The sequence below is a fragment of the Pedobacter suwonensis genome (assembly GCF_044762335.1).
Lineage (GTDB): Bacteria > Bacteroidota > Bacteroidia > Sphingobacteriales > Sphingobacteriaceae > Pedobacter.
Genome location: NZ_JBIWEB010000009.1, coordinates 158,642 through 182,332, shown reverse-complemented (window position 1 = coordinate 182,332; position 23,691 = coordinate 158,642). Strand labels below are relative to the sequence as shown.

The 23,691-nt window shown below is 39.9% G+C and carries 15 protein-coding genes; 9 read left to right on the top strand and 6 right to left on the bottom strand.

Annotated features, from left to right (window positions below; genetic code table 11):
- The first annotated feature begins 113 nt into the window (after positions 1-113).
- The 8 genes from ACIQXP_RS15860 to ACIQXP_RS15825 all read left to right on the top strand — a co-directional run bounded on the left by ACIQXP_RS15860 (position 114) and on the right by ACIQXP_RS15825 (position 13,498).
- A complete protein-coding gene (locus ACIQXP_RS15860) occupies positions 114-3,257 on the top strand; it encodes a SusC/RagA family TonB-linked outer membrane protein (RefSeq protein ID WP_387505867.1) in 3,144 nt (1,047 codons plus the stop codon).
- A gap of 12 nt (positions 3,258-3,269) precedes the next feature.
- Entirely contained in the window at positions 3,270-4,796 is a 1,527-nt protein-coding gene (locus ACIQXP_RS15855; protein ID WP_387505868.1) for a RagB/SusD family nutrient uptake outer membrane protein, read from the top strand.
- Positions 4,797-4,883: 87 nt separating this feature from the next.
- Positions 4,884-6,281: a glycoside hydrolase family 30 protein gene (locus ACIQXP_RS15850; RefSeq protein WP_387505869.1), complete on the top strand. Its 1,398-nt coding sequence runs from the start codon at positions 4,884-4,886 to the stop codon at positions 6,279-6,281.
- Positions 6,282-6,298: 17 nt separating this feature from the next.
- Positions 6,299-8,050, top strand: a complete 1,752-nt coding sequence (locus ACIQXP_RS15845) for a cellulase family glycosylhydrolase (RefSeq protein WP_387505870.1) — start codon at positions 6,299-6,301, stop codon at positions 8,048-8,050.
- Between the two features lie 15 nt (positions 8,051-8,065).
- Positions 8,066-9,253: a multiheme c-type cytochrome gene (locus ACIQXP_RS15840; protein ID WP_387505871.1), complete on the top strand. Its 1,188-nt coding sequence runs from the start codon at positions 8,066-8,068 to the stop codon at positions 9,251-9,253.
- Positions 9,254-9,360: 107 nt separating this feature from the next.
- Complete coding sequence (locus ACIQXP_RS15835) at positions 9,361-11,685, top strand: TonB-dependent receptor (protein ID WP_387505872.1); 2,325 nt, start codon at positions 9,361-9,363, stop codon at positions 11,683-11,685.
- Between the two features lie 4 nt (positions 11,686-11,689).
- Entirely contained in the window at positions 11,690-12,496 is an 807-nt protein-coding gene (locus ACIQXP_RS15830) for a DUF4249 domain-containing protein (RefSeq protein ID WP_293744785.1), read from the top strand.
- A 42-nt stretch (positions 12,497-12,538) separates the two neighbouring features.
- On the top strand, positions 12,539-13,498 hold the full coding sequence (locus ACIQXP_RS15825; RefSeq protein ID WP_387505873.1) for a 2-hydroxyacid dehydrogenase: 960 nt from the start codon (positions 12,539-12,541) through the stop codon (positions 13,496-13,498).
- Positions 13,499-13,604: 106 nt separating this feature from the next.
- On the opposite strand, the gene ACIQXP_RS15820 is transcribed toward ACIQXP_RS15825, so the two are convergent.
- The 6 genes from ACIQXP_RS15820 to mutL form a co-directional block, all read right to left on the bottom strand.
- A complete protein-coding gene (locus ACIQXP_RS15820; RefSeq protein WP_387505874.1) occupies positions 13,605-16,331 on the bottom strand; it encodes a carboxypeptidase regulatory-like domain-containing protein in 2,727 nt (908 codons plus the stop codon).
- A 345-nt stretch (positions 16,332-16,676) separates the two neighbouring features.
- A complete protein-coding gene (locus tag ACIQXP_RS15815; RefSeq protein ID WP_387505875.1) occupies positions 16,677-17,309 on the bottom strand; it encodes an NAD(P)H-dependent oxidoreductase in 633 nt (210 codons plus the stop codon).
- 590 nt (positions 17,310-17,899) lie between these two features.
- The gene (locus ACIQXP_RS15810) at positions 17,900-19,012 is read right to left on the bottom strand and encodes an endonuclease/exonuclease/phosphatase family protein (protein ID WP_387505876.1); all 1,113 of its coding nucleotides are present in this window, start codon (positions 19,010-19,012) and stop codon (positions 17,900-17,902) included.
- Positions 19,012-19,866, bottom strand: coding sequence for a rhomboid family intramembrane serine protease (locus ACIQXP_RS15805; protein ID WP_387505877.1), 855 nt, complete (start codon positions 19,864-19,866; stop codon positions 19,012-19,014). Before ACIQXP_RS15805 ends, ACIQXP_RS15810 begins: the two co-directional genes overlap by 1 nt.
- Positions 19,859-20,590, bottom strand: a complete 732-nt coding sequence (locus ACIQXP_RS15800; protein ID WP_387505878.1) for a rhomboid family intramembrane serine protease — start codon at positions 20,588-20,590, stop codon at positions 19,859-19,861. Before ACIQXP_RS15800 ends, ACIQXP_RS15805 begins: the two co-directional genes overlap by 8 nt.
- Before the next feature lie 65 nt (positions 20,591-20,655).
- Positions 20,656-22,491 (bottom strand): DNA mismatch repair endonuclease MutL, encoded by a 1,836-nt coding sequence (gene mutL, locus ACIQXP_RS15795; protein WP_387505879.1) that lies wholly within the window; start codon positions 22,489-22,491, stop codon positions 20,656-20,658.
- Positions 22,492-22,883: 392 nt separating this feature from the next.
- Here mutL and ACIQXP_RS15790 point away from each other — a divergent pair, with 392 nt between their 5' ends.
- Positions 22,884-23,465 carry a magnetosome magnetite crystal formation protein family gene (locus ACIQXP_RS15790; RefSeq protein ID WP_387505880.1) on the top strand — a complete coding sequence of 194 codons (582 nt, stop codon included), beginning with the start codon at positions 22,884-22,886 and terminating at the stop codon, positions 23,463-23,465.
- Positions 23,466-23,691: the final 226 nt, after the last annotated feature.

The window sequence follows — 23,691 nt, the reverse complement described above, 5'->3', positions numbered from 1 at the left end:
GTAGTAGTGAATTGTGCTATTCCACGCTACGTGTATAGATTTGATTCATGAAACAGCAACCAGTAAGACTGTATCATGAGCTAACCAAATTCATTAACTTAAAAGTAATTTCTATGAGAAGAAGATTTACATTCGTATTCTTCATTTACTGTATCCTCGCATTTCCGTTGGCCTTATTGGCACAAGACATTCCCGTTACAGGAAAAGTAACAGAACAAAACGGTAGTCCTTTACCGGGTGTAACCGTTCGGCTCGAGGGCACAACTAAAGCTGCATCTACTGATGCCAATGGTGTTTTCAGTATTCAGGCGCCCGTAGGCGGAAAATTAAACATCAGCTTAATCGGTATGACCACGCAAACGATAACTGTTCCGGCTGATGGACGTATTAATGTATCGCTGTCTGCCAACTCAAAAGATTTATCCGAGGTGGTCGTGGTGGGTTACGGTACACAGAAAAAAGCCCTTGTAACGGGATCTATCTCCAGCGTAAAAGCGAAAGATCTGGAATCGATGCCAATCAACAGGGTAGAGCAAGCCTTACAGGGAAGAACATCTGGTTTAACAATTGCCAGTGGTAATGGACAACCCGGATCTGCTTCAACAGTTCGGGTAAGGGGTTTTACCTCTTTTGCATCTTCAGGCAATAACGATCCGCTTTGGGTAGTGGATGGCGTAATTGTAGATAATGGCGGTATTGGTTATTTAAATCAATCGGACATCGAATCTATTGAGGTTTTAAAAGATGCAGCTTCGCAGGCCATTTATGGTGCAAGAGCGGCAAATGGTGTAATTATCGTTTCTACAAAAAAAGGTAGAGAAGGCCGATTATCTATTAACTACAATGGATTTTACGGTACACAGGCGCCTGCTAAAAAGTTAAAACTCTTAAATGCGACAGAATATGCTACCATAAGGAATGAAGCCTATGCAAACAGTTATAATGCAGCAACCGACGGCACTTTTACACTGCCTTATGCCAATCCATCTGCTTACGGAGAAGGTACTGATTGGCAATCAGTTGTTTTTAATAACGACGCCCGCAGACAGACCCATGAGTTCAGCATTTCAGGCGGAACCAATAAATCTACCTTTTACACTTCTTTTGGTTATATCGATCAGGATGGTATTGTATCCACACCTATTTCCAGTTTTAATCGTGCTAACATCCGTCTTAATTCCACATTTAAGCCAGCTAATTGGATAAGCTTTGGCGAGAATTTAGGTTACAGCCATTCGGTTAACAAGTCTTTAGGCAATACCAATAGCGAGTTTGGTGGTCCTTTAAGTTCGGCCATTCATTTAGATCCGATAACACCGGTTATTCAAACCGATCCAAACATCATTAACAAATCTCCTTACACCATAGCCAATATTATAAGAGATCCGGCAACAGGATTTCCTTATGGTATATCGGGCCCTGTTGGTCAGGAAATGAGTAATCCTTTAGCATACAATCAAACCAGACTGGGTAACTATGGTTGGGATCATAACATTGTTGGTAATGCTTTCTTAGAAATTGAGCCTATTGAAAATTTAAAATTCAGGTCGTCATTAGGAACTAAACTTGCCTTCTATGGTTCAGAATCTTATACACCACTATACTGGTTGAGTCCCGCAAATACGAATTCGAAGACTAACTTCTATCGCGAGATGAACATGACCCTAAATTACAACTGGGAGAATACCATTAGCTATTCTAAAAGTTTTGGTAAACACCATGCCTATGCTATTTTGGGTCAGGGTTATTATATGGACAACAATAACCGTGGTTTAAATGTAAGGTTTAACAATATTATTGCCCAGGATTTTTATCAGGCCAATTTAAACTATAAGCCGGCAACTGCCGATATCCAGGGTGATGGTAGTGATGCTACCTTGCACGTTGTTAACTCTTTATTTACACGTGTAACTTATGATTACGATGAAAAATATCTATTTACGGGTATTATCCGTCGTGATGGTTCTTCACGCTTTGGTACCAACAACCGCTTTGGTTATTTCCCTTCAGCATCAATTGGCTGGGTACCTACAAAAGAAGCTTTCTGGAAAGAAAACAAGATTGTTAACTTCTTAAAATTACGTGGTAGTTATGGTATTACAGGAAATGACGCCATTGGCGATTTCAGTTACATATCATTAGTTAATAGCGGACGTAACTATACTTTTGGTACTACCGATGTGAGTACCATTGGATGGAGTCCGGCTGCCTTATCAAACCCAAATCTGAAATGGGAAGAAACCCACCAAACAGATATCGGTTTAGATGCAACCTTATTTAATGATTTTAGCCTGAGTGCTTCTTACTTCAAAAAGAAAACCATTGGTGTGTTGCAAACGCCTTCTATTCCGCTTTATTTAGGTGCTGCCGGCGGTGCCGCAGAAAATGTTGGCGATATGCAGAATACCGGTATAGAATTCGAATTGGGTTACAGAAAAAAAATCGGGGAACTTAATTTGGGTATTAATGCCAATATCTCGACGCTGAAAAACAAAGTAACCAAACTATTGCCGGGAAGAGAATTTATTGAAGATAACGCACAAAGCTTTCAGGGAATGGGCAACTTTACCCGTACCGGACTTGGACGTGCATTTAATGAATTTTATGGTTATGAAGCGCTGGGCATTTTCCAGTCGCAGGCAGAAATTAATGCTTACAGAGGTCCGGGGGGTACCATATTACAACCTTCTGCAAAACCTGGAGATGTTAAATTTGCCAACTTAGACGGCAATGAAACAATAAACGGTAGTGATCGTACCTATTTAGGCAGTCCGCTTCCAAAATATACCTACGGCATTACCATTAACCTGGCTTATAAAAACTTTGATTTTGTTGCGTTTGGAAATGGTGTAGGCGGAAATATGATTTTCCAGGGATTAAGACGTTTGGATGTCACTTATGGAAACTGGCAACAATCCATTCTTGACAGGTGGACACCAACCAACACCTCAACCGATATTCCGCGTGTTGCAGACAAGGATTTGAATGGAAACTATACCAAATTCTCTAAAAATTATCTAGAAAAAGGTGATTACTTCCGTTTAAAAACCCTTCAGGTAGGTTATAATCTTCCAAATGATGTGATCAAAAAAATCGGCGCACAAAAAGTTAGGGTTTATCTAATGAGCGAAAACCTGTGGACCATTACAAAATATACAGGTTACGATCCCGAAATCGGTGGAACTGTATTGGGTGTAGATCGTGGCGTTTATCCGCAAGCCCGTTCGTTTATGGTAGGTTTAAATGTTGGATTCTAAAAAAAATTAAAAATGAAAAAGAATATTTTAGCTATTGCAGCCCTTTTAACCACTTCTCAGCTTATCGTTTCTTGTCAAAAACAGCTCGAGGTAAATCCACGCGAACGCATATTGGAGACAAATTATTATCAAAATCAGCAACAGGCATTCACGGGTTTGGTAGCGGTTTATGATCAATTGGGTAATCAATCCAGTGGTTACCTTACCAAGCTTAATTTATTTTGCTCTGCCTCAGATGATCATTATGCCGGTGCCGATTCTCCATCAGATTTAGGAGATATGCAAGCCATGAATAATTATACCGTAAACTCTTTATCGGGTGCACCAAGTTATTTATGGAGTAAAGGCTTTACCGGTGTTTACCGCGCAAATGTGCTACTGAAAAAAATAGAAGGCATTAACATGGATGCTTCAACCAAGGCGCGGTATATTGCTGAAGCCAAAGCATTGCGCGCTATTTTTTATTTTGATTTGGTACGCATTTTCAAAAATATACCGCTAATTCTGGCACCGATTGAGCCTTCTGCTATGTTCGATGTTACGCAGGTTGCTCCGGCAGATGTATACAAACAGATAGAACAGGATTTAAAAGATGCATTACCTGCTCTTCCGGTAACGATCCCTACTGCAGATGCAGGACGCTTAAATCAAGGTGCAGCACATGCAGTTTTAGGTAAGGTTTATTTATGGCAGGAAAAATGGGCCCTGGCAGCTGCAGAGTTTGCCGAAGTTAATGGTACAGCTCCTGGTGCAAGTACCTATGGCTATAAATTATTGCCAAAATTTGCCGATTTATGGAACTGGAAAAATAAATTCAATTCAGAGTCTATTTTAGAACTTAGTTACAATACTACCTCTAACATGGGCTGGAGTAACGTTGGCAGCCGTGAAGGGAATGTGATGGGCATTCTGGTAGGACCGCGTAACTACGTGCCTGTAATCGCTTCGCAAGCACCAGACTATGTTTCGGGCTGGAGTGTGATGCCAATAACCAAAGAATTGTTTGATTTAATCCATTACGATCCACGTAACAAACCTACGGTGGCCAATTTAGATAGTTTGGAAAAAGCAGGTATTGTAACCTATAAACATGCAAATGATAATACCGGATATTTTGTTGAAAAATATGCTGGCAGGGTTTCTACCAAAGCTGCTGTTGGCCAGTTGGAACTAAACTTTGGTCAGAATATGTACGAAATCCGTTTAGCTGATACCTATTTAATGGAAGCCGAAGCCTTGTTACGCAGCGGTGCAGCTGTTGGTACGGGCACCAGGGCTTATATTTTCTTTAATGCAGTTAGAGCGCGGGTGGGCTTAAATCCTGTGGAGGTAACCATGGACAATATCATGAAAGAAAGACGCCTGGAGCTGGTGGCCGAAGGACAAAGATGGTTTGATTTGGTAAGATGGGGACTTGCGCCAGCTAAACTGGCCTTTAAAGGTTTTCAGGCCAATAAAAATGAGACCTTGCCGATCCCACAAGCGGAGTTAAACAATACCAAAATTGTACAAAGTAAAGAATGGGGTGGTACTAAATAAAATCGAAAATATATATCCTTAAGTTTAATTGTTACAGGGAGAGAGCGAAGTCTTTCTTCCTGTTTTTTATCAGATTATTTCCCTTATATGCTAGTTACCAAGTCCATTGGACTCTTAATGGGTTGTGTTTTTACTTTTTCGGCTATGGCGCAAAGCCAGCCACAGGTATGGTTAACCAAAGCCGATCGTACAGCCTTATTTACCCGACAGGCAACAGGTTTAAAGGTATCTGCACCAAAAACCAAACATCCTGTAATCATCATAAACGATAAAAAAACGTTTCAAAGTATAGATGGTTTTGGCTATGCTTTGACTGGAGGCAGTGCGCAGCATATAATCAAAATGTCTGCACCGGCAAGGTCCGCTTTGCTTCGAGAACTTTTTGCTACAAATGGTAATAATATTGGTGTAAGTTACATCAGGCTGAGCATTGGTGCATCTGATTTAAACGAAAAAGTATTTTCGTATAACGACCTTCCTGAAGGGCAAACCGATGTGGAGCAGGCTAAATTTGATTTAGGCCCTGACCAGGCAGATGTTATTCCGGTAATGAGAGAAATCCTGACCATTAATCCTAAAATTAAAATAATGGGTTCGCCATGGTCTCCTCCCTTATGGATGAAAACAACATACGATGCCCGCGGAGGGATGCTTAAGCCGGAGTATTATGCTGCTTATGCTAAATATTTTGTGCGTTATGTACAGGAAATGAAAAAGGAGGGGATTTCTATTGATGCCATCACGGTGCAAAACGAACCTTTACATCCTGGCAATAACCCGAGTTTGTTTATGGCAGCACCAGATCAGGCGCTATTTGTAAAGCAGTTTCTAGGCCCCGCTTTTGCAAAAGCCAGCATTAAAACCAAAATTATTGTTTACGATCATAATGCCGATCGGCCCGATTATCCGATCAGTATTTTGGATGATCCGGGAGCTAAAAAATATATCGATGGATCTGCTTTCCATCTTTACGGGGGTAAAATAGAAGCACTCAGCGATGTGCATGATGCCCATCCCGATAAAAACATTTATTTTTCTGAGCAAATGGTAGTAGAACAGCCTGATGCCAAGACTATTGATATCGTAAATCCGGTAGCGCGTTTAATTATTGGCGCCACACGTAACTGGGCCAAAAATGTATTGGAGTGGAACCTCGCAGCAGATCCGGAAAATAAACCCTATACTGATAGGGGAGGTTGCTCGATGTGCCAGGGTGCAGTTACCATTAACGGCGACAATTATAGCCGTAACCTGGCCTACTTTTCCATTGCCCATGCCGCTAAGTTTGTAAGGCCGGGCTCCGTAAGGGTTGCATCTAACGAGCCTGAGGGTTTGGCTAATGTTGCATTTAAAACCCCCGAAGGTAAACATGTACTTATTGTGGCCAATACGGGCAAAGCAACTGCAGCATTTAACATTAGCCTAAATGGCAAAAGCTATGCTGCAGCGCTCGATAAGGGTGCAGTAGCTACTTGTATCTGGTAATTTTTAATCAATCAACTATGTTTTTTAAAAGATCTATATTATCTATTTTTCTGTTCAGCAGCATTTCGTTTACCGGTTTTGGTCAGGGTTTTTTAAAAGCATCAGGCACAAAAATTATTGACGGGAAGGGCCAGAACGTATTGTTGCGCGGCATTGGCCTGGGTGGCTGGATGTTGCAGGAAGGCTACATGCTGAAAATAAATAAAGAGTCGCAGCAGTATCGCATCCGCGAAAGGATTACCGACCTGATGGGGCCAAAGCAAACGCAGGAATTTTACGATGCCTGGCTGGCTAACCATACACGCAAACTTGATGTAGATTCCATGAAACGCTGGGGTTTTAACTCTATCCGCTTACCCATGCACTATAATCTTTATACCCTGCCGGTTGATAAGGAACCTGTAGCGGGTAAAAATACCTGGCTCGAAAAAGGTTTTGCCTTAACCGATAGTTTGCTCAACTGGTGCAAAGCCAATAAAATGTACCTCATTTTGGATTTACATGCTGCACCTGGCGGACAGGGTAACGATTTAAACATTGCCGACCGCGATCCGTCAAAATCCTACCTGTGGGATAGTGAGGCCAACCAGGAGAAAACCATAGCCCTGTGGCGGAAACTGGCCGAACGTTATAAAAATGAGGCCTACATCGGCGCCTATGATATTATAAACGAACCCAATTATGGTTTCAGTAATCCTGAGGAAGATAAAAACGGGACCCAGGAAAAAGTGAATGCTCCCTTAAGAAAACTGATGGTAGCGATTACCAAAGCCATCCGTGAGGTAGATCAGCAGCATCTCATTATTATTGAAGGTAACGGTTGGGGCAACAACTACAACGGTATTTTTCCACTATGGGACCAAAACATGGTCTTAAGCTTTCATAAATATTGGAACTATAACGACCAGGCTTCCATAGCGCACATCATCAAAGCCCGCGATGAGCAAAATGTACCTGTTTGGCTGGGCGAGACAGGCGAGAACTCTAATGTTTGGTTTACCGATGCCATCCATCTGTTAGAAAAAAACAACATTGGCTGGTCGTGGTGGCCTTTAAAGAAAATGGGCGTTAATAATCCCATGGAAATTAAATCGAACCCCAATTACGATGCGCTGATTAAATACCTGAACCATGGCGGTAATAAACCTAAAGATAGCAACGTATATAGTGGCCTGATGGAAGTGGCTATTTATTCGAGGTTAGAAAATACCATTATTCACCGTGATGTAATTGATGCGATGATCCGCCAGCCTTTTAGCTATGAAACCAAACCTTTTAAAGACAATTTAGTTCGGGATAAAAGCATTATTTACGCCGTTGATTATGACTTGGGGAGAAACGGATTTGCCTATTCCGATCAAGACACGGCCGATTACCATACGGTTACCAATAAGCGGACGGCTGGAAACCGGGGCGGTATTTACCGCAATGATGGTGTAGATATTGCCAAAGATTCTCTTCAGTACGAAAAATATTATGTAAACCATATCGAAAAAGGAGAGTGGTTGCAATACACGGTTAAGGTGGCACAAAAAGGTAACTATACGTTAAAAATCAATGCGGCGGCAGATCAGGCCAACGGGCGCATTACCATTTTAATTGATGGTAAAACCATCGCCACTGCTGTAGTGGTTCCCAATACAGGCAATATGAAAAAGTTTGCCACTTTCGAAATCAAAAATGTGCCTTTAAAGGCTGGGTGGCAAAAAATTAGGGTATTTGCCGCTAATGGTGGTTATAATTTTAGTTATATTCAGTTTATAAAATAAAGACAAAAAAATATTTTGAAAGGTATAAAACGGATCCTCATTATTTTGGGCGTGATGGCAGGAGTAGTCATGATCCTTTCAAGATGTATGAATACGGTCGATGATTTGCCAAAAGACATTAGGGGTGAAGCTTACACCGGTGCTGCCACTTGTGTGAAATGCCATCAGGAGATTAAGCAGTCTTTTACGCATGATGCACATGGTTTAAGCTCTAAACCTGTGTACAGTCAGGAACTGTTAAAGATTTTTGCTCCCGATGCTAATGTATTCAACTTTGATGTACACCAAAAAGTGGTTATTGAAAAAAGAGCTGGTGGCATTTTTCAGGTCGCTTATGTAAATGGAAAAGAAGTTCGTGCCGAAAAATTTGATATGATATTTGGTTCGGGCGAAAAGGCTTATACCTATGCCTATTGGAAAGGTAAAAAGCTGTATGAGCTGCCACTTTCCTATTTCTCCGGGATTCGTAACTGGGCCATTAGTCCGGGTTTCTCCAAACAAACCTTTTATTACGACAGGCCAATTGGTAGCCGATGTTTAGAATGCCATGCTTCGTACGTAGATAAAAAAGTCATCCAAACTTCAGGTGTTTCTACTGATGAGGAGTTGGAGCGTGGTACACTAATTTACGGTATAGATTGTGAACGTTGCCACGGACCGGGGCGGCAACATGCGGTTTTTCATCTCGAAAATCCAGAAGAGAAAACCGCAAAATTCATCACCATTTATAAAACGCTAAGCCGTAAACAAAGGATGGATGCCTGCGGAGTATGCCACTCCGGCAATTCATTGGTTCCCCAAAAATCGGTTTTTGGTTTTACCCCTGGCGATTATATCGATGATTACTACGCACAGGATTTTGTGGGTTTTGGTGGTGGCGATCCGGATGTACATGGCAACCAGACCGGCATGTTAACGGGCAGCAATTGTTATCGGAAAAGCAAAGACATGACTTGTCAATCGTGCCATAATACCCATGAAAATAGTAAGGGTAATTTAAAAGTTTACTCACAACGTTGTATCAGCTGTCATCAAAGTACAAAGCACAGTGAGGTTACTTTGGCAAAAGGATCGCTCAACGCAAACTGCATCGATTGCCATATGCCTAAAGAACCTTCTAAATTAATTACCTTTCAGCAGGCCGGTAAAGATGATTTAAGTCCTTACCTTTTACGTTCACACCGTATTGCTATTCATCCCTAGATTAATCCATAAATCCCAAAATTTATTAAGAAATCCTCCATTATCCAATAATAGGAGTTTGATTTCGTACATTTGGTTTCTACCTTAAAAATTAGATAGTAGCCGATATGTCCATAAAATACTACTTAGCTTTATTTTTCCTGTTTTTTTTCTCCGCCTCTATTTTTGCTCAAAAGAAATTTACACTTAGTGGTACGATTCGCGATGCCGGTACCGGCGAAACCCTGATTGGCGCAACGGTAAGGATTTCCGGTACTTCTAATGCCGCAACTTTAACCAATAATTATGGTTATTTCGCTTTAACGCAAGCTGAAGGAACTTACACGGTGGCAGTAAGTTATACTGGTTATACGCCTGTTGTTAAAACCGTCAATTTAACAAAAGATACCAAGCTAAATGAAGAATTAAGAAGTGCAAACGATTTGGACGAAGTAAAGGTGAGCGCCAACAATCGTAAAAACGAAAATGTTAAAAGTGCGCAAATGGGACTGGAAAGGATTGATATGAAAACGCTTAATTCTATCCCGGTATTGCTGGGCGAAAAGGATATTTTAAAAACCATCCAGTTGTTGCCAGGCGTAAAATCAGGTGGAGAAGGAAATACAGGTTTTTATGTCCGAGGTGGAGCAGCCGACCAGAATTTAATCATTTTAGATGAGGCTGTGGTGTATAATTCTTCACACCTGCTCGGCTTTTTCTCAACTTTCAATGCCGATGCAATTAAAGATGTAAGTTTGTACAAAGGTGGCATGCCGGCGCAGTATGGTGGCCGATTATCATCTGTTTTAGATGTTAAAATGGATGATGGAAACAATAAAGAATTTAAGTTTCAGGGCGGTATAGGTTTAATTGCCTCGCGTTTAAAAGCTGAAGGACCCATTGTTAAAGATAGAGGTTCATTTATGGTAAGTTTCCGTAGAACCTATATCGATCTGTTTTTAAGGGCTTCGCCAGATTCGTCTGTTAACGGCAGTACCTTAAATTTTTACGATATCAATGCTAAGGCGAATTACAAAATTAATGATAAAAACACTATTTATATTTCGGGTTATTTTGGTAAGGATAATATTGGAGTAAAGGATTTGTTTGAGAACAACTGGGGCAATGTAACCACCACCATCCGCTTAAACCACATTTTTAGTGATCGTTTATTCTCCAACACATCGTTCATTTACAACAATTATAATTATACCGTTCGTTTGCTCAACGATGCCACTAATTTTAAGGCTACTTCGCTGGTACGCGATTTTAATTTTAAAGAAGATTTTCAGTATTTCAGCAACAAACATATTCTCAGGTTCGGGCTAAATGCTACCCAGCACCGCATATCGCCGATTGATATTGATAGCGATGCTTCTTCGCAGGTAAATTCGCTTACGCAAGAGCGTAGGTATGGGATAGAATCTGCTGCCTATATTTCTGATGAATGGAATGTAAACGAGCACCTCAATTTTTTATATGGTGTTAGGCTGGCCGCTTTTTCTTTAATGGGGCCAGGAAATTTTAATACCTATGATCCGGCAGGCGAAATCACCTCTACAGAAAATGTAGCCAAAGGCAAATTCTATAAAAACTATTTCAACCTCGAGCCCCGCTTTTCGGTAAGTTACCTGCTTAATGAACAAAACTCAATTAAAGCATCCTACAATCGTAATACGCAGAATGTTCACATTTTAACTAATGCTACATCCAGTTCGCCAACCGACCAGTATGTGCTGAGCAGCAATAACATTAAGCCCGAAATTGCCGATCAGGTAGCCTTAGGTTATTTTAAAAACCTAAAGGAAAACACCTATGAATTGTCTGCCGAAATTTATTATAAATGGCTGCAAAACCAGATCGATTACAAGAATGCTGCCCAATTACTTGCCAATTCGAATGTAGAATCTGAACTGATTTACGGTATAGGCCGTGCTTACGGAATGGAATTGTTTTTCAAAAAGAAATTTGGTAAGCTGAACGGCTGGGTGGGTTATACCCTATCGCGAACGGAACGTAAATTTACCGAACTGAATAACGGAAAATATTTTCCGGCAAGGCAAGACCGCACGCATGATATTTCGTTGGTTGGCATTTACAACATGACCTCAAGGTGGACTTTTTCATCGAGCTTTATTTATAGTACAGGTAATGCAGTTACTTTTCCTGCAGGAAAATATACCATCGGCGGACAACCTGCTTATTATTATACCCAGCGTAATGCAGGCCGCATGCCTTACAACATGCGTTTAGATGTAAGTGCAACGTTAGCAGGCAAGAAAAAAGGTAAATACCAATCGAGCTGGAATTTTGGTATTTACAATGTGCTTGGACGTAAAAATCCTTACTCTATAGAATTTATCACCGATCCTGAAAATCCGAACAAAACTGCTGCACAGCAAACTTCACTTTTTGGCCTGATTCCTTCTGTTACCTGGGATTTTAAATTTTAACACCATGAAAAAACTAACGATATATTTTGCCTTATTTACGCTGTGTCTCGCTTCATGTAAAAAGATTATTTCCATTGATACGGAAAATGCCGATCCACAGGTTGTTATTGAAGGAATTATAAATAACCAGTTGATTGATCAGGAAATTAAAATCAGCAAAACGATAGGTTATACCGAGGAAAATGTTTTTCCCAAAATTTCAGGTGCTACGGTTACCGTAACCGATAGCAAAGGCAATACGTTTATATTTAAGGAAGGAACTAAGCCTGGTACTTATATTAACCGCATGAAAGGGGAGCCTGGTGTTACCTATAACTTAAATGCAATTGTTGAAGGACAAAAGTATACGGCCAGTTCTAAAATGCCTAATGTGGTTAAAATGGATTCAATCGGGATTATTAATAATGTTTTTTTCGGCCGTGAACGCAAAACAGCGGCCGCTTTCTTAAAAGATCCGGTTAATGAGGTTAATTTTTACCATTTTAACCTATATGTAAATGATGTGCTATCAAGACGATACTATGCTTATAACGACAGGTTAACCAACGGTAATGATTTACGGATCCAGCTCTTCTTTAAACCCAACAATGACCATGACAGTGATGAGCTGAACAACAATGATAAGATTAAGGTGGAAATGGAATGTATTGACAGTAATATTTTTAATTATTGGTATGCATTGAGTCAACAGTCAGACCGTGGACCTAACCAGGGTACCACACCGGCCAATCCCACATCAAACATTACCAACAATGCCCTGGGTTATTTTAGTGCAAATACTTATCAGGTACTTACCACTACGGTAAAATAAGCATTATTAAAACTCCTGCTCAGATTTTACTGTTAATTGAATATGAAAGTATTTATAAGCGGCAACATTGCTCCGGTTGGCTTAAAGCAACTGGAAGAAAATAATATAACGATTACCCAATGGAAAGAAAACAGGCAGATTACGGCAGAAGAGCTGATTGAAGCCTGTAAGGATCAGGATGCTTTGGTCAGCGTAGGCCCTAATAAATTGAATGCCGGATTTTTAAATGCGTGCAAGCACTTAAAGGTGATTGCGCTGCATTCAGTAGGTTTCGATCAGGTTGATTTGGATACTGCTAAAAAATTGAATATACCCATTGGTAATACGCCTGGTGTTTTAAGCAGTGCAACTGCTGATACAGCTTTTTTACTGATGCTGGCCGTATCGCGAAAAGCATTTTTTTCGCATAAGAAAATCATTCAGGGCGAGTGGAAAAACTATGAGCCTTCGCCAGAACTAGGCATTGAAGTAAACGGCAAAACCCTCGGTATTTTTGGATTGGGTAAAATTGGTTTAGAAATGGCTAAAAAATGCGCTGCGGCCTATCAAATGGAGGTAGTTTACCACAACCGCTCGCGTAACGAAGAAGCCGAGAAGGAAATTGGTGCAAAATATGTATCCTTCGAAACACTTTTAGCACAAAGTGATGTAATCTCTATCCATACGGCACTAACGCCCGAAACCAGGGAGAAGTTTACAATAGATGTTTTTAAGCAGATGAAATCCAATTCCATTTTCATCAATACAGCCAGGGGCGGTATTCATAATGAAAAGGATTTGATCAAAGCCTTGGAAGAGAAAATGATATGGGGAGCAGGTTTGGATGTAACAAACCCCGAACCGATGGATAAAAACAACCCTTTGTTAGCGATGGAAAACGTTGCAGTTTTGCCACATATCGGATCAGCCACCGAAGAAACAAGGGCTGCCATGGCGCAGATTATTGTTAAAAATGTTTTGGCTGGTTTAAAAGGAGAAAAGTTGCCGTTTGAGGTAATTTAGCATGGAAAATGTAAGATGTAAAATGGATGATGTAAGATCGGAAATGTGAGATGGATGAGGGAAGGAATCCAGTACCATCATCCATCTTACATTTTCCATCAACTATCTATTTTACGGTGTACTTAAAAACCGATCTTCCTAAATTTCCATTAGCATCTATACCTTCAATAATTACTTTGTACTGCCCTCTTCCATCAGCATTGTAATATTCAAAAGAAGCATTGCCTGTCGCATCAGTAACAACTTTAGGGTTCCAGTAAATGGTGGTTCTTAAATCGTTTCGGTTCATGCTTGCCGGAACATCATATTTAGGAGAGTAAAACTGTTTTTCTTTATTATAACCCTGAGGCGAGAAAGTAAGCTCGTAATATTTAGGAAGCATATCCATCAATTGAGCTTTCGAAATCCGGGTTCCTTTCGGTGCTTTTTTCTGGTTAAATACAATTACACCGTTTATATTGTTGGCACGGTTTACCAGTCCTAAATCGTCTCTTAAAAATACTTCGACCGATTCGAGTTGGTTAACATCTATCGTATTAATCTGGTTTACATCCACATTCATACCATTAATGAAAATACCCATAGGTATTTTTTTGCCCTGGTTGTAATCGCGGGTTACATAAAAGTTATTATCGGCAAAAGTGACCCCCGCCAGCATACCCTGTAAACAGTTAATCAATAAACCGCAGCCCTTAAATCGGTCGCCACTCACTTCATGGTCGGCCATTTGGCTTAGTCCGCTCAATGCAGGATAATCCTTATGGCTTACTTTCGGAACAGCAGCTGCTTTAATATTTACATCTTTCAAGGTATGTAAGTAAGCGTATTGTTTTTTACTGTTATCCAGATAATTGGTCAACGTACTATCAATATTTAAAACCTCTTCCGCTGCACTAAAATTTCTGGTAAGTGTAGGTACCGGCGCACCATTTAAGCTCAAGGTCATGTTTTTATAGTTTGGATTATACTTGGCAGTAATGGTTACTTTCGATGAATCGTTAAATACCAGGTTCGAGAATTTAAAGTTTCCTACCGGATCTGTAGTACCTTCCTGGTTAAAACGTTTATCTGGGATGCTTAAAAGCAGGGCTCCTTTTCTAACCGGAATACCATTGTTCTGACGTAAAATACCTGAAATTTCAATACCCTGTTCTGGCAAGAAATCAATTTTTGGCAGTTTATTGGAAATGATGTCGGTATATTTAAAACTGCGATAGCCCTGGGTAAGGAGCAATACATCTAAATCTGCATTTTTCCTGGCATCGGGTGCATTAAAGTAATAATTGGCTTTTTCAATATAACCTTTAACATCGCTGCTTAATAACAGGCCTGTTAATATCGTGCTGGTGGCGTCTTCGCTTGATGGAACTTTGGTTTCATCTACAACCGCTACAGAAAAACTACCTTCTACAGGAGCACCATCTTTTTTGGCGGCCACATTTATCTTCACCTTTTTCTTAATCCCATACGTAGTTGCTGCACTGGAAAGCGTTAACGCCATGGTATTTTTGTGTTGAACGAAAACCAGTCGTTCACTAAGCGGTTTTCCAAATTCGTTAAACAGCGTAAATTGTGCAATTCCATTTGGGAATTTAGATTTAAGCACTGTAGTATTATATTCTATATTTGATAATGCTGTTTGCGCGCCATAGCAGATAACGCCCTTACTCTGCGCAACCAGATAAAGCTTTTTTCCTTTGTTCTGTTCAAAAAAGGCATCATTAGCCAGGATTTTTATGGCAATATTATCCGGATTGCTATTGTCTATTTTCACAGCAACACCATTTGCAGCAACCGCAGGTAAATTATAAGTTTGAGTAGTGCCATCAGCATACGTAACAGCAGCCTTGTAGGTTTTCCCGGCTTCTGCCAATAAATTAAAACTGCCCATTCCTAAATGTTGGGCAGTAAAGGTGGCAACAGTTTTTCCATCATTATCGGTTACCGTACCCTTTGAATTAATTCCTAAACCATCACTTTTAATGGCTTTAAAGGCTACTTTATTGTTTAGACCAGCAATTAAACTGCCACCTTCAGGAAAAAATTGAAAATCTTTGCTTACGATTGCATTTTTAAGTGGGAAGCTGCTGCTTGCCACATCCTTATCAGTGGTATTAATGCTCGTAATCAATTCGCCTTTTTGTAACTGATATTCGGCCTTTTGTGCATTACTCATCGCAATGGTTAAATAGCCATTGGCATCTGTTGTACCCCTGCCTTTGGCAATAACCGTATAGCTGGTAACCACCTGCCAGCTCACATTTTTATTGGCGTAGGGTTTATTGTTGGCATCTTTGAATTGTACACGCGCATCAATTTTTTCCAACTTATCTGTAGAGGTGTTTTTGTAAGTAATGTGGGTTTTTACCTCCTTATCAATGGCTTCGCCTATATAGAAGGTTTTATTGAAATAAGCCGGATCATCGCTGTTAAGCATCCATAAAGTATAAGCCCTGATATGGTAATTACCTTGTTTATAGTTAATCTGATCTAAAGGGAAACTGCCATAAGCAAAACCACCGGTTATGGGTAACTTTATAGTCTGGATCAGCGAATCTTTCTGGTTGATCACATCTACATAGATGATTTTACTGATGCCTGATAAAAAATTCTGGTTTTCGGTAACATAAGCTTTAAACCAAACTGTATCGGCAACTGCATAATAAGGTTTGTCAAAATGAAGGTAAATCTTTTCAGCAGGGTAATCACTTAATACCTTACTGGTTTTGGCAATGATGCTGTTGATACTAATGGTATCGGTTTGAGCCGAAGAAGAAAAACTTAGTGTGGATAAAAGCGACAGTATTATAAACGATAATCTAAAAATCTTCATGGATTGGATATTAAAGCTCGTAAATATATCCAATTATAAATAGCTGTCCTAAATTGTACGGAGGTTTAACACTTTTTTACAAAATTATTGGGCTTTAACTTTCTATCCCTAGTGTTCCAAATCGCAAACGGATTTACAGCATGGCAGAGCTTCTCCGTTCGCTCTATCATCATTGCGTTACAAACTCAAACTTATTCGTCCTTAGAGACGCTATGCTTAACTCTACAGACAGTATAATAACTGGAAATCGGTTAATTGTAGCTAAACGCCAACCACTTTACGCTATTCGCACAAACAAAACAAGCCGCTAAAAGCGGCCCGTTTAAATATAATTGTGTTTGCCTGTTATTTCAATTCAATTAAGAATTCTTCTTTTGGTGTACGTACTTTTTTAAGGTTCACTAACCAATCACCGGCTTCGTCCCTGTATCCCAAAGGCAATAGCGTAACACTTTTTAAGCCTTTTTTATCTAAGCCTAGAAGTTCGTCTAAAGCCGGTCCGTTAAAACCTTCCATTGGTGTAGCATCTACTTTTAACACAGCAGCTTCTGCGATGGCAATACCGAAAGCAATATAAGCCTGGCGGGCCGCATGGTTAAAGTTTTCTTCTGCTGTTCTGGACAAAAGCATCCCTTTAAGTTGGTTCTTATAAGCATCTGTAGTATCTAATGGTAAGCCCCGCTCTGTATTCATTCTGTCGAAAACTTCGTCTATACCTTCTTCCGTATAATTTTCGTTTGCGGCAAAAATCAATAAGTGAGAAGAATCAATTACCTGCGACTGGTTAAAGGCAATCGGTGCAATTTTCTCTTTCAACTCCTGGTTGGTTACCACAATGATTTTAAAAGGTTGCAAACCTGATGATGTTGGTGCTAAATGTGCTGCAGCAATAATTTTATCAACCTTTTCTTGTTCAACAGGCTGACCATTCATTTTCTTAACGGCATAACGCCAGTTTAGGGCATCTATTAAGCTCATATTTTGAATATTTTTTTTAAATTTTATGAAGCAAATATGGAAATAAGGAATAAACCTATTGTTGATGTATGGTAAGAAAACATAATAAAACGTATTTCGATCGTTTAGGAAGGATTCCATTGTTGTAGTTGCAAATGTATTTCTGCACATATCATCTCCTGGAACTTGTTTCAGGATCTTTCAATCACACAATTTATTGATATCCTAATTATCCTATCAGTTGGTGTCTAGCCGATCGAAACAGAATTAGGAAACGAATGGCTTTTGGGGCTTGGCGGTTTTCAGTCCCGCTTTCGCTTATCCTCGCTACGCTGCGGGCTATTCCGCTCAATCAGGTTTAGGAACAAGGGTTCTGCACCCTGCAACCGCAAAAATGAAATGCAACTGCGCCCACCTAGCCCCGGTTGTAGCGTTACCCTGCAGCAACGAGGTACGAGGAAGCGAAGCGTAAAAGCGGAAAACGGGAAGAAACTTATTATTCTGTACAGACCTTGCGCTTCTTATAAAAAAACTATCCTCGGTCTGTGTCCTCACAGAACGAAAAAGGGAATAATCAAGGCTGTTCTGTAGAGACACAAGCCAGGGAAAGCTTAAGGTACAAACCTTAAATCACTCCTAACCGGGAAATGATCAGATAACTTAGCCTGAATGATTTTGTAATTCAACACCTCAAGTTCTTTGGAAGTGGCAATATAATCGATCTGAAAATTAGGAAATTTACCGTTATAAGTCTTACCGAAGCCATTGCCTTTTTTTATAAAACTATTATTTAAACCGTCGGTAATTTGTGTAACCACGTAAGATGCTGGCGTATCGTTAAAATCGCCTGCTATAAGGTAAGGTGTTTTACATGAGGCCATTTCCTTTTTCATGATATCTACCTGACCGCTACGCTTCAAAAACGCACTTTTGAGCATTCTTAAGATTCGTTTTGATGGTTGTAACTCGGTATTCATTTCCTTAACCTTATCCAGATATTCATAATCCTGCTTTTCGAAAGAGATTGATTGGAAATGCACGTTATAAATCCTCAGGATTTTTCCCTTAATATTTAAATCGGTATAAATACTCATGTTATTGGAAAAACCTTTAACAAAGGGGATTTTTCCAGAATTTTCGATTGGATATTTAGAAAATATCGCCAAGCCAACAGCTTCGTAATCATTTTTATCAATGGGTACAAAATAATAATATTTCGTATTCAGCAGTACCTTTAGGCTATCAATTGTATCGAACGCTCCTTTGTAACGGGTGTAAAATTCCTGAAAGCAGATAACATCCGGATTTTGGTCTTTTACTACCTGAAGCATCTTTTCCTTTACCGATTCGGTATTGTCTTCTCCATACAATTTAAAACTGTGTACGTTGTATGTCATCATTCTGATGCTATGATCAAGCTTTTCAGCACTGCCTTCATCACCACCAATGGCAAAGGTTGCTTTTAAGGTTTTAGCACCCACTGCGATTACCAGAATGGTAGCGATTGCAAAAATCCATTTCTTGCTTAAAAACCACCAAACCAGGAATACGATATTAGCAAATAAGACAAATGGGTAAGCAAGCCCGAAAAAAGCAATAATGGCGTGTTTTCTCGGATCCATATTTCCGGCCAGCACCCCTAAAAGCAAAGCAATTGCCAATAGAATCGCAATAGGCAAGAGGAGCTTATCTATGAAACTGTATTTCTTCGCTTTCGTAGCCATTAATCTTTACTTGCCTTAAATAGTTTTTCCTTTTCTACAGTTGTTAATTTATCGTAGCCTGAAGTTGATATTTTATCCAAAATGGCATCTATTTCCTGTTGTGTTACTCCGCCTTTAAATTCAGGTTTTTTAACTGGTTTTTCATTCCGTACTACCTTTAATTTTGGCTTACGCTCAAATATTTTGCTCCAATCCCGTCCGTTCTGCAAACTTTTAATGAAGGTGAAACCTAAAAGTGCACCACCAATATGCGCTAAACTTCCACCGGCGTTTACAGAGCCGATAGCAATAAAATCCAGGATAAAATATACAATGGCGATCCATTTAATTTTAACCTCGCCAAAGAAAAGCAGCATAATGCTGTAATTGGGTACCAGCGTGGCTGCCGCGAAAATAATGGCCATTACGGCGGCCGATGCTCCGATAATCGTTACGCCAGCTAATCCATCAGCATAAACAGGGAATATATTTAATACAGCAAGAGCAAATAAACCGCCAAACAAGCCGCCTGCAAGGTATACAAAATGAAACTGCCTGCTTTTCAGGAAATTCATAAATATGTTGCCGAACCAAAATAAGCCGAGCATGTTAAACAAGACGTGGAGAATCCCGTCGTGAAAAAACATATACGTAAACAGGGTATAAAAACGTTCCGGTAATTTCGGAAGACTAGCCGGCAAGCCTACATATTCCCTGATCCACAAATTGGCATCGACAGGAATACGACCTAAAAAAACAACTACGCCAATAATGGAAGTAATTAAAAAAAGGATAACATTAATCCCGATGTAAAAGAACAATGGGTTGCCCGATTGAAAAACCTTGTATTTTAAATCTTTGAAAGTATTATTCATAGAGTGTATAAAATGTATCGTTTTTATCTTTCCATATTTTAACCAGTATAAAGCCAATTAAGGCACCTCCCAGATGTGCATAATGGGCGATGGAATCGCCTTCAAACTGGGCAACACCCAAAGATAACTCTACTAAAATATAAATGGGTATAATATATTTAGCTTTTACAGGAACCGGAATAAACATAATCAGTAGTTCGGCATTTGGATAAAGCATGCCAAAAGCAACCAACAGACCAAAAATAGCACCCGAAGCGCCAACCATGCCGCCAAAATAGATGCTTCTAAGTGTAACGGCTTGTGCCATTGAAAGCTGTGAAGTATTAAATTCGCCCTGAAATAATGCGGCAAGGTTTATTTTTCCATTATTGGTGGCGCTACCTATAATTTGGTGTACCTCGTAAGCCTGTACTGCCCACTGTAGTGCCAGTGCACCCAAACCGGTAATAAAATAAAAGATAATAAACTTTTTGCCGCCCCATCTCGATTCAAGAATGCTTCCAAAGGAGTACAACGCAAACATATTAAAGAAAATATGCGCTATGCCACCATGCATAAACATGTAGCTAATGGGTTGCCAGACCTCAAACTTCGGAGAATCAAAATAATATACCGCTAACCGGTCATCTAAGTGGAGCGTGGTGAGCAGGTAACTGGCAACGAAAAATAAAACGTTAATAATCAGTAGGTTTTTTACTACCGGTGGAATATATATGTTGTTCATTTAATTTTTTTCTTGTTTTTAAGCGGCAAAGTTTAATCTTGAATTGTTTTACCTAAACCCTAAACCTATTTCTCAAACTTCTTATCCAGTTCTGCCAGTGTAATGGTTTGGATAATCGGTTTGCCACTTACACTGAAGTTAGGCGTTTTACAGGCAAAAAGCTCATCAATTAGTGTATTCATTTCTTCCTGACCGAGACTTGTTCCGGCTTTTATCGCACTGTTTTTTGCCAGGCTTCTTGCCAGGCTATCGCGTTTGCTCAACTTTAATTCTTGTTGTGAGTTTTTAAAGCCCTCAATCAATTGCTCAAATAATTGCGTTTCGTTAATATTGCTGCTGCCCAGATCAACCGGAACACCTTCTACTACCAACGTATTTTTCCCGAATTCCCGTACATCAAAGCCCAAGCTTTTTATATCATCAAGTAAACTTTTGGCCAGTTCGAAATCATTCGCATTTAGCGTAATGGTTTGCGGAAATAAACTCTGTTGCGATGCGCCTTTGCGGTCATCCAGATGTACGAGAAAACGCTCGTAAAGGATCCGCTCGTGTGCCATTTGTTGGTCGATCACCATCAACCCCGACTTGATCTGCGAAACAATATAGCGGTTATGCAATTGCATATATTGTTTCTGCTTCGTTTCCAAAACAGTTTCATCCTCATAAATAGAGGTCTGCTCTACAACAGGCTGTTCGGTTATATCGTAAAGCGAACCCCAGTTTTTGGCGCTCGGTTTTGCATCGTAATTTCTTGGCGAAGAGGCATAACCGGAGGTAGAACTGCTGTCATTCGCAAAAGGATTGAAATCAGGATTGAAATTAATGCTCGGTGGTACAATATCTTCAACTGCCTTATGCGTAATCATATTGCTGAAACCAGTTTCCTGATCAAAATCCAGCGTCGGGGCAATATTATACCGGCCAATAGAACGTTTTACAGCCGATCTCATGATGGCGTAAATCGACTTTTCATCCAGATATTTAATCTCTGTTTTTGTAGGGTGTACGTTTACATCGATTTTTGAAGGGTCGATCTCGATAAACAATACATATAACGGGTAACTATCATCAGGCAGTAACTCTTCAAAAGCAGAGCTTACTGCATGGTTTAAGTAGGGATCTTTAATAAAGCGGTTATTTACAAAAAAGAACTGTTCACCCCTGGTTTTTTTTGCAAAAGCAGGCTTGCCGATGTATCCTTTTAAGTTAATAATCGTGGTTTCTTCCTCAACAGGGACCAAACGTTCGTTGTAGTTATTGCCAAAAAGATGGACGATACGCTGTTTTAAATTGCCTTTTGGAAGGTTGAAAATTTCAACCCCATCATGGTGCAGGCTAAAAAAAACACCTGGATGTGCCAATGCTACGCGTTGAAATTCATCTATGATGTGACGCATTTCTACCGGGTTGCTTTTCAGGAAGTTCCTTCTGGCTGGCGTATTAAAAAACAGGTTTTTTATGGAAATCTGCGTTCCGGGAGACGTAGCTACCGGTTCCTGATTGGTTACCTGAGCGCCTTCGATAGAAATGCAGGTGCCTATTTCATCTTCGTGCCTGCGGGTTTTCATTTCTACCTGTGCAATGGCTGCAATAGAAGCCATGGCCTCACCACGAAAACCCATGGTGCGGATGGCGAATAAATCTTCTGCTTTTTTAACTTTCGATGTAGCATGGCGTTCGAAACACATCCTGGCATCGGTAACGCTCATTCCACAGCCATTGTCAATAATCTGAATCAATGCCTTGCCTGCATCTTTTATTACCAGTTGAATCTTATCTGAACCAGCATCTATCGAATTTTCGAGCAATTCTTTTACCGCAGAAGCAGGTCGTTGAACCACTTCTCCGGCAGCAATCTGATTGGCAACAGCATCAGGCAATAAGTGAATAATATCAGTCATGTATTAAGGCAAAGTGAATTTGCTAAATTATGCAAAATAAGCTTAAAGAACCTGATTTGTTTAAAACTCAACATATAAATGACTGTGGGTAAATAGGATTGAATTGCTGCCCGTCATTCTGAACGTAGTGAAGAAACTTTGTAACGAACACTTTGTATCCCTGCCTTAGTTTAGTTTTTTTGAAAAGCAGGATGCTGTGCCAATCGGTTCCGGTAGTCCTGCTGTACCTATACTTTTTGGCTACCGTCGACTGCCGCTCAAGGTGACCGTAAAGAAAAAAAGTCCAGATCTGGCCATAGCATGGAAGAAAAGGATTAATATGTCCCATTTGGCACTTAAATGACGTAAATAAGTCGTCCCATAATTTAAACCTGATCGATTACATTTGTCTAATGCAATCATTAGCAAATATGAAACTATCAGACAGGGTAAAAGAACTTAGAAATCAATATGGTTTCAGTCAGGAAGAACTTGCCAGGCAAACACATTTAAGCTTACGTACTATTCAGCGCATTGAGCAAAATAAAACCGAAGCAAGGGGTGATACCTTGATCAGACTGGCCCGGGCTTTTGGCTTAAAACCAATAGATTTAACTGCAATAAGTGAGAAAGAAGAAACTCATTTCGCCCCACTTTTAAATTTATCAGCACTAAGTTTCCTTATTTTTCCCCTATTGGGTTTTATTATCCCATTAGTTTTATGGTATCTTAAAAAAACTGAAGATGAAAGGCTACGTGAGACCGGTAAAAAGTTACTAAATTTTCAGGCTACCTTTACGCTTGCTGTCAGTTTTTTGTATGTGTCAGGTATGTTTGTCAAGATGATGCATATTGGAGGAATATTTAAGATGTCCACTTTTTTCATCGTCATTTTTACTTTTTATGTGCTAAATTTTATACTTATTTTGATTAATGCCTTTCGTAGTAAAAAGTTGAAAACGGTAATTTACAAACCTGCTATACCATTTTTTTAAAGGTTTAATCCATTTCTCGGTGGCATGCAGGTTATGTATTTACAATAAACCTCCGTGCTTTCTGTGTTTCCGTGGCAAAAAATTGTGGTATAGTTATAAGGTCATAGCGAGACGTTAAGACCAGGGTTGTGTTTAGTTTTTTTGAAAAGCAGAATTCTGTGCCAATCGGTTCCGGTAGTCCTGCTGTACACTGTATCCCGATAGAAGAATCGGGATGCCGTTCCCA

What these genes read in the sequence shown, in the direction of transcription:
- ACIQXP_RS15820 (WP_387505874.1), bottom strand. Translation starts at nt 16,331, where the DNA reads ATGAAGATTTTTAGATTATCGTTTATAATACTGTCGCTTTTATCCACA.
- ACIQXP_RS15815 (WP_387505875.1), bottom strand. Translation starts at nt 17,309, where the DNA reads ATGAGCTTAATAGATGCCCTAAACTGGCGTTATGCCGTTAAGAAAATG.
- ACIQXP_RS15845 (WP_387505870.1), top strand. Translation starts at nt 6,299, where the DNA reads ATGTTTTTTAAAAGATCTATATTATCTATTTTTCTGTTCAGCAGCATT.
- ACIQXP_RS15805 (WP_387505877.1), bottom strand. Translation starts at nt 19,866, where the DNA reads ATGAATAATACTTTCAAAGATTTAAAATACAAGGTTTTTCAATCGGGC.
- ACIQXP_RS15830 (WP_293744785.1), top strand. Translation starts at nt 11,690, where the DNA reads ATGAAAAAACTAACGATATATTTTGCCTTATTTACGCTGTGTCTCGCT.
- ACIQXP_RS15810 (WP_387505876.1), bottom strand. Translation starts at nt 19,012, where the DNA reads ATGGCTACGAAAGCGAAGAAATACAGTTTCATAGATAAGCTCCTCTTG.
- ACIQXP_RS15855 (WP_387505868.1), top strand. Translation starts at nt 3,270, where the DNA reads ATGAAAAAGAATATTTTAGCTATTGCAGCCCTTTTAACCACTTCTCAG.
- mutL (WP_387505879.1), bottom strand. Translation starts at nt 22,491, where the DNA reads ATGACTGATATTATTCACTTATTGCCTGATGCTGTTGCCAATCAGATT.
- ACIQXP_RS15800 (WP_387505878.1), bottom strand. Translation starts at nt 20,590, where the DNA reads ATGAACAACATATATATTCCACCGGTAGTAAAAAACCTACTGATTATT.
- ACIQXP_RS15850 (WP_387505869.1), top strand. Translation starts at nt 4,884, where the DNA reads ATGCTAGTTACCAAGTCCATTGGACTCTTAATGGGTTGTGTTTTTACT.
- ACIQXP_RS15860 (WP_387505867.1), top strand. Translation starts at nt 114, where the DNA reads ATGAGAAGAAGATTTACATTCGTATTCTTCATTTACTGTATCCTCGCA.
- ACIQXP_RS15825 (WP_387505873.1), top strand. Translation starts at nt 12,539, where the DNA reads ATGAAAGTATTTATAAGCGGCAACATTGCTCCGGTTGGCTTAAAGCAA.
- ACIQXP_RS15790 (WP_387505880.1), top strand. Translation starts at nt 22,884, where the DNA reads ATGCAATCATTAGCAAATATGAAACTATCAGACAGGGTAAAAGAACTT.
- ACIQXP_RS15835 (WP_387505872.1), top strand. Translation starts at nt 9,361, where the DNA reads ATGTCCATAAAATACTACTTAGCTTTATTTTTCCTGTTTTTTTTCTCC.